Origin of the sequence: Variovorax sp. YR266, assembly GCF_900107295.1 — a bacterium.
Lineage (GTDB): Bacteria > Pseudomonadota > Gammaproteobacteria > Burkholderiales > Burkholderiaceae_C > Variovorax.
Map to the genome: position 1 here is coordinate 64,010 of NZ_FNPM01000006.1, position 19,265 is coordinate 83,274.

A 19,265-nucleotide genomic window follows, 5' to 3' on the forward strand; every position below is an offset into this window, starting at 1 on the left:
CGTGTCTGGACACAAATGTGTTGCGGATTAACAAAGATTTGAGGGAGCGCTAAACATGAATCGGCACTTGCACCGCGTTGTTTTCAATGCGGCCAGAGGTATGCGTATGGTGGTCCAGGAAACGGCCGCCAGTACCGGCAAGGGTGCGAGCAAGGCGACGACCGCAGCGGGCGCCATGGCCATCGCCGGCGTCATGATGGCAGCGTCGGCCCACGCACAGATCGTCGGCGCGCCCAATGTGCCAGGCAATCTTCGCCCGACGGTGCTGGTGGCGCCCAACGGCGTGCCGCTGGTCAACATCCAGACGCCTTCGGCCGCAGGCGTTTCGCGCAACGTCTACAACCAGTTCAATGTGGGCGCGAACGGCGCGATCCTGAACAACAGCCGGGTGAACGTGCAGACCCAACTGGGCGGGTTCGTTCAAGGCAATCCTTACCTCGCAACGGGGCCGGCGCGCATCATCCTGAACGAAATCAACGGCGGCTCGCCGAGCCAGCTTCGCGGGTACATCGAAGTGGGTGGCCAGCGCGCCGAAGTGATCATTGCGAACCCGGCCGGCATCAGCGTGGACGGAGGCGGTTTCATCAACGCCTCGCGGGCTACGCTCACCACGGGCACGCCGCAGTTCAATGCGATCGGGGGGCTCGACAGCTTCTTGGTTCGTGGCGGCACCGTCACCATCGATGGTGCGGGGCTCGATGCGAGCAAGACCGACTATGCGGCCATTCTGGCGCGTGCGGTGCAGGTCAATGCGGGCATCTGGGCGAGCGAGCTCAAGGTGGTGACTGGTGCCAACGAGATCAGCGCTGATCACAGTCAGGTTACGCCGACAGCGGGCACCGGTGCTGCTCCGACCTTTGCGCTCGACGTCGCGGCGTTGGGTGGCATGTATGCGAACAAGATTTCGCTGATTGGGACAGAGGCTGGACTGGGTGTGCGCAACGCCGGGAGCATCGGCGCGAGCGCCGGCAATCTGGTCGTCACGGCGTCCGGTCGCCTGGAGAATACCGGCACGCTGGAGGGCCAGAGCGTGCAGCTTGCCAGCACCGGCAGCGACATCGTCAACCAGGGGACGATCCGCCAGACCAGCATGGCGTCGCTCGCGCTTGCGGCCCCCACGATCAGCAACACCAATGATGGGTGGATCGGCAGCGAGCCTGTGCCTGCTTCGACAGCCGGTACTGGCAGCGGCAGCACCGGTGCAGGTGCCACGCCAAGCTCGGGCTCAAGTGGCTCGACGGGCACCACCGCATCGACCGGCAGCACGACAACCGCTGGCACTTCAACACCAGCAGCAGCACCGATTGAACCGGGCAGCCTCACAGCCGCAGGTGCTATCCGCAACGATGGCGGCAAGGTTTACGCAGGTGGCCCGATCACGGTGCAGACAGCGAACCTGGTCAACAACGGGGGAGCCCTGAGCGTCACGAGCATGTCGCTCAACCAGCCGAGCTTCCAGAATACAGGGGGCACGCTGAACATCTCGGGCGCTTTCACGGCCAATCTCGGCACCTTCAACAACAGCACGGGCACCCTGCACGCCGGCAGCCTGGATATCACGACCACGGGTGACCTGAACAACCAGGACGGCATGCTGACCAGCGACAGCAATGCAAACCTCACGGTCGGTGGCAACGCCGACAACACACGAGGCACGATCTCCGCCACCGGCGCACTGACAGCCAACGTCGCCGGCGCGATCCAGAACACCTCGGGCACGCTGACCTCGAACCAGAACCTCACGGTCGCAGGTCAGTCCCTGAACAACAGCCAGGGGACCATTTCTTCGGCCAGCGGCAACGTCCAGTTCTCCGTCGGCCAGCAACTGCTGAACACCGATGGCCATATCGCCAGCGGTGGGACTCTCGCGATCCAGACCGGCAGCCTCGACGGTAGCAAGGGCAGTCTTCAAAGTACCGGCGACATGAGCGTCACGGCCACGCAGGCTCTGACCTCTACCGGCACCAACGTCGCAGGCGGCAACGCCACGCTCAAGGGTGCTTCCGTCGACCTCTCCGGCAGCCAGACCGGCGCATCCGACATCACGATCACGGCCACCCAAGGCAACGTGACCACCAGTGGCGCCACTGTCGCTACGCCCGGTACGCTCGCCATCACCGCCAACGCGCAGCCCGGCCAGACGCTGCTCAACAGCGCCGGCCAGCTCAACGCCGCTCGGTTGAAGATCGATGCCTCGAACATCGCCAACACCAACGGCGGCGAGATCGTCCAGACCGGCACTGGCGCGACCATCCTCGCCGTCAGCGGCAGCATCGACAACTCGAACAGCCACATTGCCACGAACGGCCAGGACCTGACACTCCAGGCAGCGTCCATCACGAACACAAACGGCAAGATTGATCATGCCGGCACCGGCACCCTGACCATCGCGGGCGGCAGCTTCAACGGCGCGAATGGCAAGATCACCGGCAACGGTGCATTGGCCGTCAATCTCACGGGCATGTTCAATCAGGACGGCGGCACGGCTTACGCCCAACAGATCAATCTGTTGGCCGGCTCCCTGAGCAACCAGAACAGTGGCAGCATCGTGCAGGCAGGCACAGGCACCACGACCCTCAACGTCGGTGGAGCCCTGGTCAACAACGGCGGAACCGTCGCGAGCAATGGCGTTATCACCGCCAACGCGGGCTCCATGGCCAACCAGGGCGGCAAGTTCCAGGCAGCGGGCAGTTCCGACCTGAATCTCACCGTCACCGGTCTGCTCGACAACTCCGCGGCGGGCCAGATTCTGGCGGGCAGCAATGCCACCATTCAGGCAGGCAGTCTCAAGAACGACGCTGGCAACCTGACGGCCGTCGGCAACCTCAATGCAACCGTCTCGGGTGCAGCCACGAACGTAGGCGGTACGCTGGCCGCCAACGGCAACACCACGGTCACCGCCGCCAGTCTGGACAACAGTGCGGGAACGGCCGCAGCCGTCAATGGCAATCTGGCTGTCACGACCACGGGCACCACGACCAACACTGGCGGCACCTTGCAAGCCGGTGGCACGACTACGTTGAACAATGGTGGCCTGAGCAGCGCCGGCGGCAAGGTCTTCGGCAACAGCCTGTCCATCGACACGCATGGCAATGCCCTGGACAACAGCGCCAAGGGAACGATAGCTGCGACCACCACTGTCGACGTGAAGTCCGGTGCGCTGAACAACGACGCCGGCCTCGTGCAAAGTGGTGGCACCATGGTCATCGACACGAATGGCCAGGCACTCACCAACGCCAACGCATCGGGCTACACCAACGGCCAAGGCGGCATCACAAGTGCCGACATGCTGACACTCAGTGCAGGCGCTGTGAACAGCAGCGCGGGCTTCATCGGCGCCAAGGGGGCCTTCACGGCCAACACACAGGGCTTCTCGAACACCGCTGGCGGAAAGATCATCGGACAGGCCGCGGTCACGATCAACACGAACGGCGTGACCTACGACAACAGCGGCGGCCAGACCCAGGCGGTCGGCGCCCTGACGGTCAATGCCGGCAATATCCAGAACGTAGGCGGCCTGTTTCGCTCCAGCGACACCACGACGCTGAGCGCCGCCACTGTCAACAACGCCAACACCAGCGGGACGGATCAGGGTATCGAGGGCACGAACGTCGCAATCAGCGCCACCAACCTTGGGAATCAGACGGGCGCCGTGCGCGCCGCGCAGACCCTCACGGTGACCGGTGGGGGGACCATCGACAATTCCGCAGGCGGTCTGCTTTCGGCCGGCGATACCCTCAAGCTTGTCGACCCGAACGCCGCCAACCCGAGCGCCAAGACGCTCAACGTCGTGAACACCGGGGGTACGCTCACAGCCAGCAACAGCCTCCAGATCGACGCCGCGAAATTCAGCAACGACGGCAGCTTCACCTCCGGCCGCGACATGGCCATCGCGCTGACGCAGGACATCGTCAACAACCGCGATGTCAGCGTGAGCGGCAATCTCACCTATGGCACGACCGGCCACCTGACCAACAACGCCAAGCTGCTCGCAGGTCAGACGCTCACGGTCAACGGCAATGTGGTCGACAACACCGCCACGGGTGAGATGTCGGGCACGAACACTATCGTCAACGCGGGCACGCTGAACAACCGAGGCCTGATCGACAGCCATGGCGATACAAACGTCAATGCAAGAACGCTGAACAACATCGGCACGGGCCGCCTCTATGGCGATGCCATCTCGATCAGCGCCGGCACTGTCGTCAACGACACTGAGACCGTGGGCGGCGTCACCACGGCCGCGACCATCGCATCTCGCGGTGACCTGGACATCGGCGCGACCAACATCATCAATCGCGAACATGCGCTGATCTTCAGCGGCGGAAACATGGCCGTCGGCGGCGCGCTCGACGCGAATCGCGCTGCCACCGGTCAAGGCGGGACGCTTGACAACCTGAGCGCAGACATCCAGTCGCTGGGCAATATGTCCATCTCGATGGCGCAGGCCAACAACCGCGATATGCACATTCAACTTGGCACGCCCACCTCGATCTCGAGCGTCATGGTCGGCGTGGCGCCCGTCACGCCAGTTGGCAGCGGCGTGGGGAGGACTACCCAGTACACGCTCGCCGAAGTCACCCTCGATCCGGCCAATGGCTTTGTCTATCGTAAGGATACCGGCGAACTGGTGGGTATGGGCGGTTATGGCCTATGGACCAACAACATCACCACGGTCACAGACACCGCCATCAACGCCGACCCCGCGCACCTGATCGCAGGCGGCAACATGACGGTCAATGGCCGTCTGTACAACCAGGACAGCCAAGTGCTGGCGGGAGGCACTATCACCGCCAGCGACTACCAATCGAGCCAGCTCACTGGCTCGGTGAATGTGTCGGGTCTGGCGAGCGTGATCAACAACCAGGGCCAGGTGCAGGGCACCAACATTCCCATCGTGCTCGCTCCGGTGAGCATCCCGTTGGGCGCCTACAAATACCAGCCGAACCTCAATGCGACCACCGGCTACAACGCTGGTACTGCGGCCACAGGGGCCGGTAGTGCGACCGGTGGCGGCGCCGGTGGTGCAGCCGGCGGTACTGGCGCGGGCGTCATCGTGGAGGTGGCGGCCAACGTAGGCACGGTCGTCGGCGCAGGCGGTGCGGGGGCTGGCGCATCTGGCGGCGCGAGTGCCGGAAATACCCAGACCATTCCGACAGTCGTGCGCACAAGTACGCCGAACCTGAACGTGCCGCAGGCAAGCCTGTTTCGCACGCAGGCCGGCGGCAACTACCTGATCGAGACGGACCCGAGGTTTGCGAACTACCGCAACTGGCTGTCCAGCGACTACCTTCTGAGCAACCTCGGGCTCGATCCGAACAACATCCTCAAGCGCCTGGGCGACGGCTTCTACGAGCAGAAGCTCATTCGTGAGCAAGTCGCTCAGCTCACGGGCTATCGGTATCTGGATGGGTTCAACAATGACGAGGATCAGTACGCCGCACTGATGAACGCTGGGGTGACCTTCGCAAAGCAATATGGTTTGCGCCCGGGCGTTGCACTGACTGCGGCGCAGATGGCGCAGCTCACCAGCGACATCGTGTGGCTGGTCGAACAGACCGTCACGTTGCCGGATGGCTCGACGCAGAAGGTGCTTGTGCCGCAGGTTTATGTGCGGGTGTTGCCGGGCGACATTGATGGTTCGGGGGCGCTTTTGAGCGCGGATGCCACAGTCATCAAGAGCACAGGTGACGTGACGAACAAGGGCACGATTGCTGGCCGCTCCCTGGTGTCGATCACCGCCGAGAACGTCAACAACCTCGATGGTGGGCGGATTGCGGGTGGCAGCGTCGGCATCGATGCGCGCAACAATATCAACAACATCGGAGCCAGCATCACGGCCAAAGATGCCGCTGTCTTGAAGGCCGGCGGGGACATCAACATAGAAACCACCACCCGATCCCGTGCCACGACTACTGCCATCGACCGCGTAGCAGGGGTCTACGTCACCAATCCCGGTGGTACGTTGATTGCCTCGGCAGGCCACGATGTCAATCTGATTGGTGCGGCCATGGTCAGCGTGGGCTCTGTGGCCGTTGGCGCCGGGCACGATGTCAATCTCGGCACCGTCACCGAGGGATACACCATCTCGTTCGCGAACAAGAACATTGCGGGTATCTCATCGCAGAGCAAGGAAATTGGCTCTGTCATCCAGGGCCAAAACGACGTGAGTCTTGCGGCTAGCAATAACGTGAACATCCGCGCAGGCACCGTCATCAGTGTGGATGGCGCGGTGACGGCCACCGCCAAGAACGACATCAACATCACCGCGGGGCAGGCGACGAGCAGCGTGGCCGCAGCTTCGCAGAAATCCTCCAACGGCCTGTTCAGGAAGAGCAGTTCGAGCACCCTGGACAGCTCAAGCACGGTGGACGTGCTGTCCAGCAGCTTGAGCGGCAAGACCGTGACCCTGGTGGCCGGTAACGACATCAATGCGCAGGCTACGCAACTGAGTTCGCAGGACGCGATGAGCCTGTGGGCCGGACGCGATATCAACCTCACGACCGCCAATCGGACCACGCAGGACTTGCACGCCAGCCAGCAGCGCAGCAGCAGCACTGGGTTGTCCAAGGCTTGGGCTGTTGCCTCCGACGCCGGAGGTCCGGTCGGTGGCTACGGCAACCGGCAGTTTTCGGGGAACAGCGCCAGCGCCGACATCAGGACCCAGGCTGTCGGCACCACCATCTCGGCCGGCAGCCTGCAGACCATCAGCGGGCGCGACACCACCTTGCAAGCGGCCACTATCGTGGCGGACAAGGACATCATCATGACGGCCGGGCGCAACCTCACCATCGAGAGCGCCCAGAACACAGAGCTCAGCAGCAGTTCCTCGGCCAACGGCAAGAGCGGGTTCATCGGCTCCTGGTCGTCGCCTGGACTGGGCAACATCAAGGACTTCGGTGCCCAGGCGACCATCAGCACCACACAGCAATCCAGCCAGGTGGCCAGTCTCACGGGCAACGTGACCTTGGTGGCTGGCAACGAATACCGCCAGACCGCCAGCAGCGTCCTTGCTGCGGGGCAAGCAGGGCCACAAGTGGGCGGAGATATCAACATCCTCGCGAAGAACGTCACCATCAACGAGGCATACAACACCGAGCAAACGGTCAGCATGCAGCGCAGTTCCAGCAGCAAATTGGGCGGCAGCGCGAGCTTCATGGGGGTGAGCACCGACAGCTTGCGTAATGCCAGAAGCACCGTGCGAGCGATGGAAGACACCAGCGGCAATGGCCGTATGCAAGCCTTGGGTGCGCTGAATCTGGCAATGGCGGGCCAACAAGCCTACGGCGCGGGCAGCACGCTCGCCGGCGCGCTGAGCGGTAGCGGCCCCAGCCTGACCGATTTGAGCAACGCGGGCCAGCTCAGCTATGGCGTCAGCGTGAGCGCGAGCCGCAATACCAGCCAGGGCACCAGCGTCACGACCAATACGACGGCCGTTGGCTCCAGCGTGACGGGGGCGAACAACGTCAACATTGTGGCCACTGGCGCAGGCGCGGGCTCCAACATCCACGCCGTGGGCTCCACAATTGCGGCAGGCAACACCGTCAACTTGGCGGCGGACAACGACATCCTGCTGGAGGCCAGCAAGAACACCAGCTTGACGGTGGGGCAGAACTCCAGCCACGGCAGCAGCGTCGGGGTGACCTTTGGTGCTGGCGCGCAGACCGGCTTCAGCATCCAGTTGGGCGTTCAAAACGGCAAGGGTAGCGACAACCAGAACGAGACGACCTACAACGTCACCCAGGTGTCCGGCGGCAACGCGGTGAATGTCTCCAGCGGTCGCAACCTCACGCTCAACGGGGGAACCATCGAAGGCAACCGTGTGAAGGTGGATGTCGGGGGTGACCTGAATATCACAACCTTGCAGGATGTGAGCGTGGGCCAGAGCCGACAGTCCAGCAACGGCTTCGGGGTGAGCCTGTGTATCCCACCCATCTGCTATGGGGCCGTAGCCACCGCTAGCGGCAATACCGCCAGTGCCAAGGCGGACGGGGTCTTCATCAGTCCGAGCACGCAGTCGGGCATCAAGGCAGGGGACGGCGGCTTTGATGTGAACGTCAAAGGCAACACGAACCTCACAGGTGCGGTGATCGAAAGCACCCAAGCGGCCATTGACGCGGGCAAGAATAGCTTCTCCACGGGCGGTACGCTCACGATGGTTGATCTGCAGAACGTCAGCCAGTCAAGCGGCAGCAGCTATTCGGTTGGCGCAGCGGCGAGCGTGGGACAGACAACCGATCCCAATGCCAATCCCTGGCAACGCTCGGAGCAGGATCGGCAGTCACAGCCCTATGTGAGGCCCACTGGCATTGGGCTCGGCTCGGAGAGCAGCAGTCAGAGCAGTACAACGAAGTCGGGTATCAGTGGCCTCGCGGGTGACCAAACGGTACGCACTGGAGACACGACCAGCGCCGGGACCTTGATCAAGAACTGGAATACCCAGGACATCATCAGGAACGTCCAGGCGCAAGCGCAGATCACGCAGGATTTCTGGCCGCAGGCCACCAGTACCTGGAGCAGGTATGCCGACGCTCAGCGCGATGCAGCCGTCAAGAACAACGATCCTGAAGGTGCCGCTTGCTGGGGTTCCGATGGCGCATGCCGTGCCGCAGGGCATAGCGTGATTGGTGGGTTGGCTGGCGGTGTGGGGGGCGCCTTGGGTGCAGGCGTAGCTTCTTATGTGGCAACGGATGTGAGCCAGGCCGTGACCAACTTGGGACTCACGGGAGCGGCACACGATGCGGTCGTGGCGGGGTTGAACACCGCTATCGGTGGTGCTCTGGGAGGGGCGAGCGGAGCAGCGGGCGCTGTCACGGAGGCGTTCAACAACTTCTTGACGCACACCCAATACGACGACTTGAAAAAGAAACTTGCGGCTTGCAATGTCGGCGGAATTTGCTCGACCAACGACTTGCACAACATCATTCAGGAAATCAAGGGTTATTCCGACCAGAACATCGATGCCGTCAAGACAAGCATTCTCTTGGGATCGTCGGCGAACATCAAAAACCTTGAAGATCAAACAACGGATTCCGGCAGCTCAATTTCGATCTTGTTTCAAAGCTTGGGGAAGGCGTACGACGAGCTGCCGGAGAGCGACAAAGCGGTACTAAGAGGCGTTGCGGCTAACCAAGACAATGTGATCAGAACGGGCTCCATCTACGGAGGCTCTGCCACGGATGTGCAGCAGGCTCAGGCGATTGCAACCTGGCGGACAAAGAATTGCCAGGGGATCAGCCAAAACCAATGCACCCAGGCCCTCGTTGTGGCTCAAAGCAAGGGTGAGTTGGCAGCGCTGGCCGTGGTCGGGGGAGTGCTGGCCGCGCCTCTAGCGGCTGAAATCGCAGTAGCAATGGGCGGAAGCATTGCGGATGCTGCTATCACCTGTGCCGCCAACATACCGTTGTGCATCAATACGGTCGGGGTCGTGGCAGCGGATGCCATTACGGCCGAGGCTACTGGAGGTGCAGGGATTGGTGGAGCCGCGGCATTGGTGGCGGGCAAGGCTGCAACCGAAGCCAAGATAGCAAGCCAGATTATCGATGACGCGGCAGCGGCGGCGAGCAGAGGAGGCGCAGCAACCTTGCGCGAAGGCCAGCAATTGACACAGTTGGAAGCCAATGCTGCGCGGTTGACTCCCTGCTGCTTCGCACCAGGAACCTTGGTTTCAACAGAAAAAGGTGAGCGGGCGATTGAATCTATCAAGGTCGGCGAGCGTGTTTGGACACGGCTGGAAGATGGAACTGGCGCACCGTTCCTGGCTCCAGTGACTGCAACGCACGTTCGCGATGACCGTCCGATCTTGCGTCTGAGCATTCAGGAGGGTGACAAGAGCGAAGACCTGCTGGTGACGCCAGGCCACCCCTTCTATGTGCCAGGCCGTGGATTTGTCGGTGTCGAGACCCTTAGGTCGGGTGATCCTCTGGTTTCGCGCAGCGGCCAAGCTCCCTTGCGCGTGCGCTCAGTCGCGCTGGAGTCGCCCAAGGGAGTTACGCACAACCTGACAGTGGAGGCGGGGCATACATTCTTCGTGGGTGCGTTCGACACTTGGGTGCATAACGTGGGGCCTTGTGTCTCTTGCGCAAACGGAAGCTGTGCGGTACATCTGCCCGACTCACTTCCAGGCATAGGAAGTGGTGGCACCTATGGTACTGGCGTCGCTGGTCCAGAAGTGAATAGATTCATTTCAGATGCATCCGCCAATCGTGTCGCTGAAGTTTTCTCTGCCGTAAAAAGCAACCCCACGCTACTTGCACAAGGCGAATCTTTCGGAACGAGGGGTGGCTCGGTTACCGCGCAATCACTTGAAGGTCTTACGCAATTCGAAATTCAATTTGCTTATGATTCTGCGGCCGCAGGAAATAAGGTAATCATCCTGGGAGGTAGTAAAAGCCCCGGCCTTGATTTTATTATTAATGGACAGCGATATGAATTGGCAACCGTAACATCCAATAGCAGCTCAACAGTTGTCAGTGCTGCACTTAAGAAATTAGAATCTGCGGCTACAGGCACGGTAAGCGAAAGTGGGGCATCTATTATTATAGATGGGAGGGCCGCAAACCTAAGCATTGGAAATGTGCAAAAGGCCATGCAAGAAATTATGAATCTTCCAATATATAAATCGAACCCACAGACCATAACCGTGTATACGGCGCAAGGTCAAATTGTTTTTAAATCTCCAAGATAGGGGGAAGAATGTCTCAGGAATTTTTGCTAATTAACCTTGATAGCGGAGACATGCTTTTTCTTGGAAACCAAAGAACCCATCCTCCAGTTCCAGAGATTGGAATCGCCGAGGGGCATTCCATTTTTGATGAAATTCCTCATTACGAATACGGAGGCGAGGAATTTCGCGGATCAAACCCAAGAAGTGCTTGGCTAGCTGATTACATCAGAAAAGCAGGTCACAAACTAAATTTCTTCTTATCGCATTCTCGCGGATGTCGACTGATCGTTATGGATACAAACGACATTTTCAATTTGCTCGCAGAATTTGAAGAGGAATATCCGGACGCAATTATTAGTCTTAATGGACAAGACTCCCCCAAATCGGATTACTATGAAAGGCGCTTGAGAAATTCCAAATCCCTTGGACTTTCAACTGAAGAGGAAAAAAAATCCCATGCGGCAAGAGAGTTGCATTACAAGAATGAGATAAAGGAAATTCTTCGTAAGAACTTCAAAAAAGACAAAGAAGAAAATGCGCGACTCTTGAATATTGAGACCGGAGGGCTTCCTCCGAATCCTATTTTTACGCCATGGGATGGATAGAGGGGAAATAAAGTATTGGGAATAATTTTTACCGGTCGACGGCAAATGAATAGATTGCTGTCTTGAATCAAGAAGAACCATGAAGCTGTCACACACCCTTCCGCGTACTGCCGCTGCCATCGTGGTTGTCGCCAGCGTGTTTCTGTCCGGCTGCGCTACAAAGCTTGCTCCACCCATCACCGGCTATACCTGCTGCAACCTTCGCCCCGACTACGGCTGGGTCTCCAGCACCAACATGCTGGGCGGGCCCATCGTGCCGGCCGGCGAGCCTGTAGTAATCGACACGATAAAACGTGACAAGTACGCCTACGGCACGATTGGCGGCGACTACGTCTCGCTGCGCGATGACACCGCCCGCAGCAGGGAAGACATGCTGCGCTGGACGAACCAGATCGTCGTCCCGACAGACCCCAAGTTGACGCTAGCCACTTGGAGTCCCGAAGTGCAGAAGGCCGTCTACTCGGCCAAGGTCGTGGTCGGCATGACTCGGCCCCAAGTGCTGATGTCCTTGAGCTATCCATCGCGCAACGACACCAAGGACCTGAACGCCAACGCATGGCGGTACTGGACGACCCAGGAAGATGAACCTGTAGATATCCTCTTTGGCACCGACGGCACCGTGAGCGGCTTCTCCGGCAAGCCGTCCGCTGCCCGCACGGTCGAGTTCAGGCGCTGATCATGATCCACTCTATCCGCGTGCATCGGTGCGCGCGCATGACTGTGGCCGCAGCTCTTGTTGCCTCCCCGTTGGTGACTCTGGCCCAGCAGTCATCCACCACCCCGCAGCCTTTCGTCGAGCAGCAGCGCCAGCAGGAGCGCGAGCGCGCCCTGCGTGAGCAAAACGAACGTGCTGTCGACCAGCGCCCGCAGGCCGCACCGTCCGCGCCAAACCAGCGCATCCCCGAGTCCGAGTCCCCGTGCTTTCGCATCGACCGCGTCCTCCTCGTCGGTGAGCAGTCCGAGTCTTTCCAGTGGGCCGTTGCGGACCTGTCCGGCCCCGATGGCAACGATTCTCCCATCGGCCGCTGCCTCGGCACAACCGGCGTCAACGTCGTCCTCGCACGCGCCCAGCAAGCCGCCATCGCCCGCGGCTACGTTACCACCCGTGTGCTGGCCGCCCCGCAGGACTTGTCGAGCGGCACCCTGACGCTCTCTCTCGTGCCCGGCCGCATCGCCGCCATCCGCACGACTGCGGATTCCTCATCGACCTTGTTCGGCAGTTTCGCGCTGCTGGCCACGGCCATTCCCGCGCGCCCCGGCGACCTGCTGAACCTGCGCGACATCGAGCAGGGCCTGGAGAACCTCAAGCGCGCCCCCACGGCCGAAGCCGACATCCAGATCGAGCCCTCGACCGCGCCCAGCGCTAAGCCCGGCGACAGCGACCTCGTCGTCAAGTACGTCCAATCCAAGAAGTGGCGTATTGCACTGAGCCTCGACGACAGTGGCACCGAAGCCACAGGCCGCTATCAGTCCGGCACAACCCTGTCCCTGGACAATCCCTTCGGCCTGAACGACCTGTTCTACGTCAGCGCCAACCACAACATCAACAACCACGTCTTCAGCGACCCGGCCAAGGGCACTGAAGGCCAGACCGTTCACTATTCGCTGCCTTACGGCTACTGGCTCCTGGGCTTCACCGCCTCCAACAGCCAGTACCACCAGAGCGTGGCGGGCCTGAACCAGGACTACGTCTACGCCGGCAAGTCCAACAACGCCGAGGTCAAGCTCTCGCGCCTGCTCTACCGCGACCAGAGCCGCAAGACCACGGTGGCCGTCAAGGGCTGGCGCCGCGAGTCGCGCAACTTCGTGGACGACACCGAAGTCGAGGTGCAGCACCGCGTGGTCGGTGGCTGGGAGTTCAGCCTGAACCACAAGGAGTTCATCGGCGAAGCGACGCTCGAAGGCACGCTGGCCTACAAGCGCGGCACCGGTGGCTTCGGTGCGCGCGCTGCGCCGGAAGAAGAGTTCGGCGAGGGCACCTCGCGCCTGAAGCTGTACACGGCCGATGTCACCCTCAACGCGCCATTCAAAGTCGGTGAACAGAAGCTGCGCTACTCCGGGCTGATCCGCGCCCAGTGGAACCGCACGCCGCTGACGCCGCAAGACCGCTTCGCCATCGGCGGGCGCTACACGGTGCGCGGCTTCGATGGCGAGACGAGCCTGATGGGCGAACGCGGCTGGCTCATCCGCAACGACATTGGGTGGGCCATGGGGCAGAGCGGGGCGGAGCTGTATGCAGGCATGGACTACGGCCATGTTGGCGGACGGTCGACGATTGATCTTCTGGGCCGCAGCCTTGCCGGCGCAGTCATCGGCGTGCGCGGCCAGTGGAGCAAGCTGAGCTACGACTTCTTCGTCGGTGCGCCGATCAGCAAGCCCGAGGGATATCGCACTGCGAAGGTGACGCTCGGCTTCAATCTGAACGCAAGTTTTTAACTAGGGGAATTTCAGTGAGAGCAACGAAGGAAGAGGCGCGCGTGAAAGTTGTTGCCACGCGATTCGCAGGGCTGGGCATTGCGCTCCTGTTGTCCGCATGCGTGACTCAACCACCGCTCAACGCGAGCCAGCCAGGCGAAGCGGCCGCCTCGGCGCCCGCCCTGAGCAGCTATGCGGCGCCCGATGGCATCGTGCCTGTGGGCAAAACGCAGGTGCGTTTGCGTGGCAAGTCCTATCCCGAAGACTTCGAGCCGTTGCGAGTGGTGCGCCGCGATCACACGGGCAATGCCGTTGCCGCGCAGGTGGCGCTTCGCGTCGGTGTCTCGGCCATCGTGGGGAGACCTGTGATCGGTACGGTGCAGGGCTTCTCCAAGGATGATCTGGTCGGTGACCCGGTTCCGGAACTCGTGGGCCAACCATGGGCCACCAACCCGGGCTTGAAGGATTTGCCTGAAGTGCTCGGTGAGGTCGCCACCCGCGTGTATGCAGCCCGGGCGTGGGCTGAATTGGAGCGCGGCCGTCGCGAAAGCGGATGGACGCGTGAAGACATGGAGTCTGCGGCGCAGTTGCCGGCCGAGGCCGATGCACCGATCAATCCTGGCGTGTGGCGACTGGTCTACGAGAATCTGTCGGGCACCGACGAGTTGTATCGCCTGCAGTTCAGCGCCGGGCTGGCCTTGGCGAGCCTGCGGTTCGGCCTTCCGCCAATTCCAGCCAATTGCTCTTATCGTTCCGAGCCGGCAGATTGGGCCGCCTGGCGGGCCGACAACTGGCAGCGCATTCGCGAGGAACGCGCCAAGGCTTTGGCGCAGTGTGTCGATACGCTTGTGCAAACCAAAGCAAGGCTGTGGTGACGGAGGCTTCTTCGCACTCCTGCGAGTTTTCGAGGTGTGCTCCGTTTAGTGGGCGGTAGCCGTCGTCATCCGCCGCAGCAGCGGCTGCCTCGCCAACACCGCCTCGCACGGCCCATGGTCAAGCACATGCCCTGCCTCCATCAGCACCACGGTGTCGAATCGCTCGAGCAAACTCAGCCGGTGGACCGACGCGATCAGGCAGGCATCCGGAAACGCATCGGCAATGCGCCCGAGCACGCGGGCTTCTGTGCTGGCATCAAGCGCACTGGTCGGCTCGTCGAGCAGCAGCAGCGAGCTGCCTTGCGCCGCGAGCACGCCGCGCGCAAGGCACAGCCGCTGTCTCTGCCCGCCTGAAAGATTGAAGCCCCGCTCCGACACGGCGGTGTCGAGGTCGCCGTGATTCGCCTTCAGCACTTCGTCAAAAGTGCTTGTGTGCAGCGCGGCCTGCAGGAGCGTGTCGTCGCGCGGTTGGCCGAAGGCGAGGTTCTCGCGCACGCTGGCTTCGAACAGTTCTGTCTCCTGCGGGATCAGCGTGGCGAGCCGGCGCAGTTGTGCCCAATCGACGGGATGACCGTCGAGCAGCAGCGTGCCGCTGTCGGGCGGGTAGAGCCCGGCCAGCACGCGCAGCAGGGTGCTCTTGCCGCCTCCGCTCGGGCCGACCAGTGCGATGCGTTCGCCGCGGCGCAGTGTCAGCGCCACGTCGTGCAGGCCACTCCGCACGGGCTCGGCAACCCCGGGTTCTTCTTCCGCCGGAGCGCCGCGTGGCGCATAGCGCCATTGCAGCGCCTGGATGCTCAACTGCCGCCACGGCGCATCGGCCTCTATCCGCTCTCGCTCGGGCACCTGCTCGGGCGGCGTGGCCATCGCTTCGTTTCCCGATGGCGCCTGCCAGATCGGCTCGGCGCTGCTGTAGTCCGTGTGCATGCGCGCGAAGAAGCTGAAGTTGGCTGCGACCGAAGTCACGACGCCGGCCGCCTGCTGCGCGTATTGATAAATCATGAACACCGCGCCCAGCATCACGGCCTGTCCGGGCGCGCGCGCCTGCCACACATAGATGACCACCAGCCCCCAGGTCAGCGCCAGCCCCATGAGGTCGACGGCGAACCACTTGCCTTCGTTGAGAACCACGGTGCGCTTCAGCGGCAGCGAGATCGCGGCCATGCGTCGCCGCAACAGCAGCCGCGAAGCACCCTGCAGGCGCAGGCCGATCACGGTCGAGGCATTGCCCAGGAAGTCGAGCAGCACAGCCACATAGCGCCGGTCGGCATCGTTCTCGGCGCGCGCGAGCTTCATCAGTGCGCGGTCGATGCGCACGATGACGAGGCCGATCAGCACGTAGCCCGCGAGGGCCGTCACGCCGCTGGTGCGCGACAGCAGCGCCAGCGCGACCAGCGGCCCGACGAAGTTGACGGCGTTGGTGAGCCAGATGAACTGGTTCTGCGCAAAGTCCGACAGCGCGCGGCCGGCCTGATGCACGCGGTGTTGCAGCTCGCCGGAGTGGTGGCCGTCGTGCCAGGTGAGCGGTGCGGCGGCGATGCGGGCGTACAACTGGTCGGCGAGGGTTTCGCGCACTTTCACGCCCACGTTGCGCTCGAGAATGCGGCCCGGGCCGTGCAGCACCCATGCGCCCACGGCTACCCCGGCCAGCGCCGCGATCCAGCGACCGGCTGTGCCCAGTTCGTCGCGCTGCAGTGCGTTGATGGCCTGTCCCGCGAGGTACGGCAGCGTGAGGCGGATCAGCTGCGAGGCTGCGAGCAGGGCGGTGGCCGCCAGCAGCTGCCCGCGCGCCTTCCGCAAAGTGCCACAGCGCGGCATAGAGCTCGCGGATGGCGTTGCCGGGGCCGGTCTTCTTGTTCGTCTTGTCGCTGGCCTGCATGCGTGTCAGCCCGCCTTGCGGAATGTGAGGTTGATGCGCGTCGCGCCCAGCAGAGGGTGCGGCTCGTCTTTCAGGGGCAGCACGCCGTGGTAGCGCAGCCGGTCTTCGCCGCCCCAGACCACGACGTCGCCGTGCACCAGCGGTACGCGCACCGTCTTGTCGCCGCGCGCATGCCCGCCGAACAGAAAGACGGCGGGCATGCCGAGCGACACCGAGACGATGGGCGCGCCGTAGTCGTGCTCGTCCTTGTCCTGGTGCAGCGACAGCCGCGCGCCTGGCGCGTAGCGGTTGACGAGGCAGGCGTCGGGTGCGAAGCCGTCGAAGCCGGCCGTCGAGGCTGCCTCGCGAGCCAGTCGCGTGAACGGCTCGGGCATGGCGGGCCAGGGCTTGCCGCTATCGGGGTCGGTGGCGCTGTAGCGGTAGCCGCGCCGGTCGCTGGTCCAGCCGAGCGCCCCGCAGTTGGTCAGCGCGACGGACATGGTGAAGCCGCCCGGCGTGACGAGGTGGCGGAAGGGCGCGCGTTCCGCCAGCGTTTCGATGGCTGGCAGGAGCGCGTCGACGAAGGGCAGGGCGAAACCGGGCAGCACGAAGGCGCCGGGGCCGAGCCGTTCAAGCGCCTCGCGCGGGGGGTCGTCGAACAGTGAAAGGGTGGCGGATCCGCCGCTGCTGGAATTTCGGGAGCTCGTCGTTGAGTTCATGCCCCTCGATCTTTGCCGAAAAGCCGCCTGGGGCCCAATTCGTCGGAGCTCCCATGTTCGGGTGATGTCGTTTGGCGGTGTTGCACTTAGCCTCGGCTCCCCAGTCATAAGTAGTGCTTAGGGTTTCAATTCTTGAAACTGCGCAATAAAAGGAATACGGTGTGCTCATCATGGACAGCGCTCGACTTCCCCTCAGCGTTCCAGAAGGCTGGACGGGTTGGTTCGAACTCATGCGCACGCCGAGCGGCACCTATGCCGGCATTTGCGAGTTGAGTCTGCGCGGCATTCCGCGTTGCGCCCTGGTGATTACCCAGCAGTTGACATGGGACGCGGCGATCGAGCGGGCAACGCTGCGGGCAGACCATTTCGTCAGGCAATGGGGGCCGACTCGCGAGCATTGAACTGAACGCGTGCGGCGGCACAGCAAGGTCGGCAGGCGCGTGGTAGAAACCGCGAGCCTTTCGATCCACGCTCCAACCCACGCCTCGTCGTTCCAATGCCGAACTCTCCTTGTCGGGCTGCTGACACACCGTGCGCCCGGTGGCTGTCGTGGCTGCTGCTCGGCATCGTCGCGCTGTGCATGGCCGGCTGCGCCGGACTGCCCGTCGACGTGCAGCGCAAACCCTCCGTCGCAATCAGCGACGGCGCGGACACCACGCTCGGCCGCCTTGTGAAGGCGGCTGCCCCGCCCGGCGAGCCGCTGAGCGGGTTCAGGCTGCTGCCGATGCCGCAGTTCTCGCTGCACGCGCGCATCGAGCTCGCGCGCCGCGCGCAGCGCTCCATCGACGTGCAGTACTACCTCGTGCAGAACGACGAGACCGGCCGCTACCTGCTGCGCGCCCTGCGCGACGCGGCCGACCGCGGCGTGCGCGTGCGGCTGCTGGTGGACGACCTTTACACCGCCGGCGCCGACCCGCTCTTCGCCAGTTTTGCCTCGCACCCGAACGTCGAGGTGCGGCTCTTCAACCCGTTCCCCGCGGGGCGCGACCGCTTCGGCACGCGCTGGGCCTGGTCGATCCTCGACTTCGACCGCGTGCACCGCCGCATGCACAACAAGCTCTACGTGGTGGACAACACCATTGGCGTGATGGGCGGGCGCAACATGGCCAACGAGTACTTCCTGCGCGACGGGGGCTCGAACTTCATCGACATCGACACGCTGGTGGCCGGCGCCGTAGTGCCCAGGCTGTCGTCGCTGTTCGACATGTACTGGAACAGCCCTTACGTGTATCCCATCGAGTCGCTGGTGCCGCCCACCGGCGAAACCCCACAGCAGCTGCGCGAGCGCTTCGACCGGCTGACCTCCGGCCCCGACCAGCTGCACCCCGAAGAGCCCGACTCCACCGACCTGCTGGGCAACAATCCGCTGGCCAAGGACCTGGACGCGGGCGCGCTGAAGCTGGTGTGGGCCCGCGCCGAGGCGTATGCCGACCCGCCGGCCAAGGCGCTCGGGCCGACCGAAGAAGCGCGTGGCCTGCCCGCCGACGAGTCGAAGGACAGCGTGCTCTACAACGTGCGGCGCTACGTGCGCGGCGCCGAGAACGAGGTCATGCAGACCACGCCCTACCTGATTCCGGGCCGCGGCGGCATGGAGACGATCCGCCTCGTGCGCGGCAACGGCGTGCCCTACACCATCGTCACCAATTCGCTGGCGGCCACCGACGAATCGCTGGTGCACATCGGCTATCGCCGCTACCGCCCCGAAATGCTGCGCCTGGGCGTGGAGCTGTACGAGCTGAGCCCCAAGCGGGTGGAGCAGACCAAACGCTTCGGCATGTACGGCTCGGCCAGCGGGCGGCTGCATGGCAAGTCGGCGGTGGTCGATCGCAAGATCGTGTTCATCGGCTCGATGAACTTCGACCCGCGCTCGATGCTGCACAACACCGAGGTCGGCATCTTCATCTTCAGCCCGCAGATTGCGCAGCAGCTCACCAGCCTGATCGGCTTTCTCCGGCTGGACGGCGCCTACCAGCTGCAACTGGGGCCGACGGGCGCCATCGAGTGGGTGAGCCCGGCCTCGGGGGACGCGGCCGACACCATCCTGCACCAGGAGCCCGAAACGGACTTCTGGTCGCGCTGGAAGCTGGAACTGCTGGCGCCGCTGGTACCCGAGAGCCTGCTCTAGCCGGC

9 protein-coding genes are annotated in these 19,265 nt (G+C 63.0%); 7 read left to right on the forward strand and 2 right to left on the reverse strand.

Features of this window, described 5'->3' with window-relative positions; translation table 11 throughout:
- Nucleotides 1–55: 55 nt before the first annotated feature.
- The 5 genes from BLW48_RS16945 to BLW48_RS16960 all read left to right on the forward strand — a co-directional run bounded on the left by BLW48_RS16945 (nt 56) and on the right by BLW48_RS16960 (nt 14,561).
- On the forward strand, nt 56–10,687 hold the full coding sequence (locus BLW48_RS16945) for a two-partner secretion domain-containing protein (protein WP_177142349.1): 10,632 nt from the start codon (nt 56–58) through the stop codon (nt 10,685–10,687).
- Between the two features lie 8 nt (nt 10,688–10,695).
- Nucleotides 10,696–11,271: a hypothetical protein gene (locus tag BLW48_RS35000; protein ID WP_143047754.1), complete on the forward strand. Its 576-nt coding sequence runs from the start codon at nt 10,696–10,698 to the stop codon at nt 11,269–11,271.
- Nucleotides 11,272–11,350: 79 nt separating this feature from the next.
- A complete protein-coding gene (locus BLW48_RS16950; protein ID WP_093176489.1) occupies nt 11,351–11,947 on the forward strand; it encodes a hypothetical protein in 597 nt (198 codons plus the stop codon).
- Nucleotides 11,948–11,985: 38 nt separating this feature from the next.
- Complete coding sequence (locus BLW48_RS16955; protein WP_093176819.1) at nt 11,986–13,707, forward strand: ShlB/FhaC/HecB family hemolysin secretion/activation protein; 1,722 nt, start codon at nt 11,986–11,988, stop codon at nt 13,705–13,707.
- A 41-nt stretch (nt 13,708–13,748) separates the two neighbouring features.
- Complete coding sequence (locus tag BLW48_RS16960) at nt 13,749–14,561, forward strand: hypothetical protein (RefSeq protein ID WP_093080255.1); 813 nt, start codon at nt 13,749–13,751, stop codon at nt 14,559–14,561.
- Nucleotides 14,562–14,606: 45 nt separating this feature from the next.
- Here the strand turns inward: BLW48_RS16960 and BLW48_RS16965 are convergent, their stop codons facing one another.
- On the reverse strand, nt 14,607–16,376 hold the full coding sequence (locus BLW48_RS16965) for an ATP-binding cassette domain-containing protein (protein ID WP_143047755.1): 1,770 nt from the start codon (nt 16,374–16,376) through the stop codon (nt 14,607–14,609).
- 66 nt (nt 16,377–16,442) lie between these two features.
- Nucleotides 16,443–17,135 (reverse strand): DNA oxidative demethylase AlkB, encoded by a 693-nt coding sequence (gene alkB / locus BLW48_RS16970; protein WP_093176490.1) that lies wholly within the window; start codon nt 17,133–17,135, stop codon nt 16,443–16,445.
- A 170-nt stretch (nt 17,136–17,305) separates the two neighbouring features.
- Between alkB and BLW48_RS16975 the strand changes: the two genes are divergently transcribed.
- Nucleotides 17,306–17,536 (forward strand): hypothetical protein, encoded by a 231-nt coding sequence (locus tag BLW48_RS16975; protein ID WP_093053199.1) that lies wholly within the window; start codon nt 17,306–17,308, stop codon nt 17,534–17,536.
- A 95-nt stretch (nt 17,537–17,631) separates the two neighbouring features.
- Complete coding sequence (locus BLW48_RS16980; RefSeq protein ID WP_093176492.1) at nt 17,632–19,260, forward strand: phospholipase D family protein; 1,629 nt, start codon at nt 17,632–17,634, stop codon at nt 19,258–19,260.
- The last annotated feature ends 5 nt before the right edge of the window (nt 19,261–19,265 follow it).

Coding starts and splice junctions, on each gene's coding strand:
- alkB (WP_093176490.1), bottom strand. CDS start 17,135: ATGAACTCAACGACGAGCTCCCGAAATTCCAGCAGCGGCGGATCCGCC.
- BLW48_RS16950 (WP_093176489.1), top strand. CDS start 11,351: ATGAAGCTGTCACACACCCTTCCGCGTACTGCCGCTGCCATCGTGGTT.
- BLW48_RS16975 (WP_093053199.1), top strand. CDS start 17,306: ATGGACAGCGCTCGACTTCCCCTCAGCGTTCCAGAAGGCTGGACGGGT.
- BLW48_RS16965 (WP_143047755.1), bottom strand. CDS start 16,376: ATGCCGCGCTGTGGCACTTTGCGGAAGGCGCGCGGGCAGCTGCTGGCG.
- BLW48_RS16980 (WP_093176492.1), top strand. CDS start 17,632: ATGCCGAACTCTCCTTGTCGGGCTGCTGACACACCGTGCGCCCGGTGG.
- BLW48_RS16955 (WP_093176819.1), top strand. CDS start 11,986: ATGACTGTGGCCGCAGCTCTTGTTGCCTCCCCGTTGGTGACTCTGGCC.
- BLW48_RS16945 (WP_177142349.1), top strand. CDS start 56: ATGAATCGGCACTTGCACCGCGTTGTTTTCAATGCGGCCAGAGGTATG.
- BLW48_RS35000 (WP_143047754.1), top strand. CDS start 10,696: ATGTCTCAGGAATTTTTGCTAATTAACCTTGATAGCGGAGACATGCTT.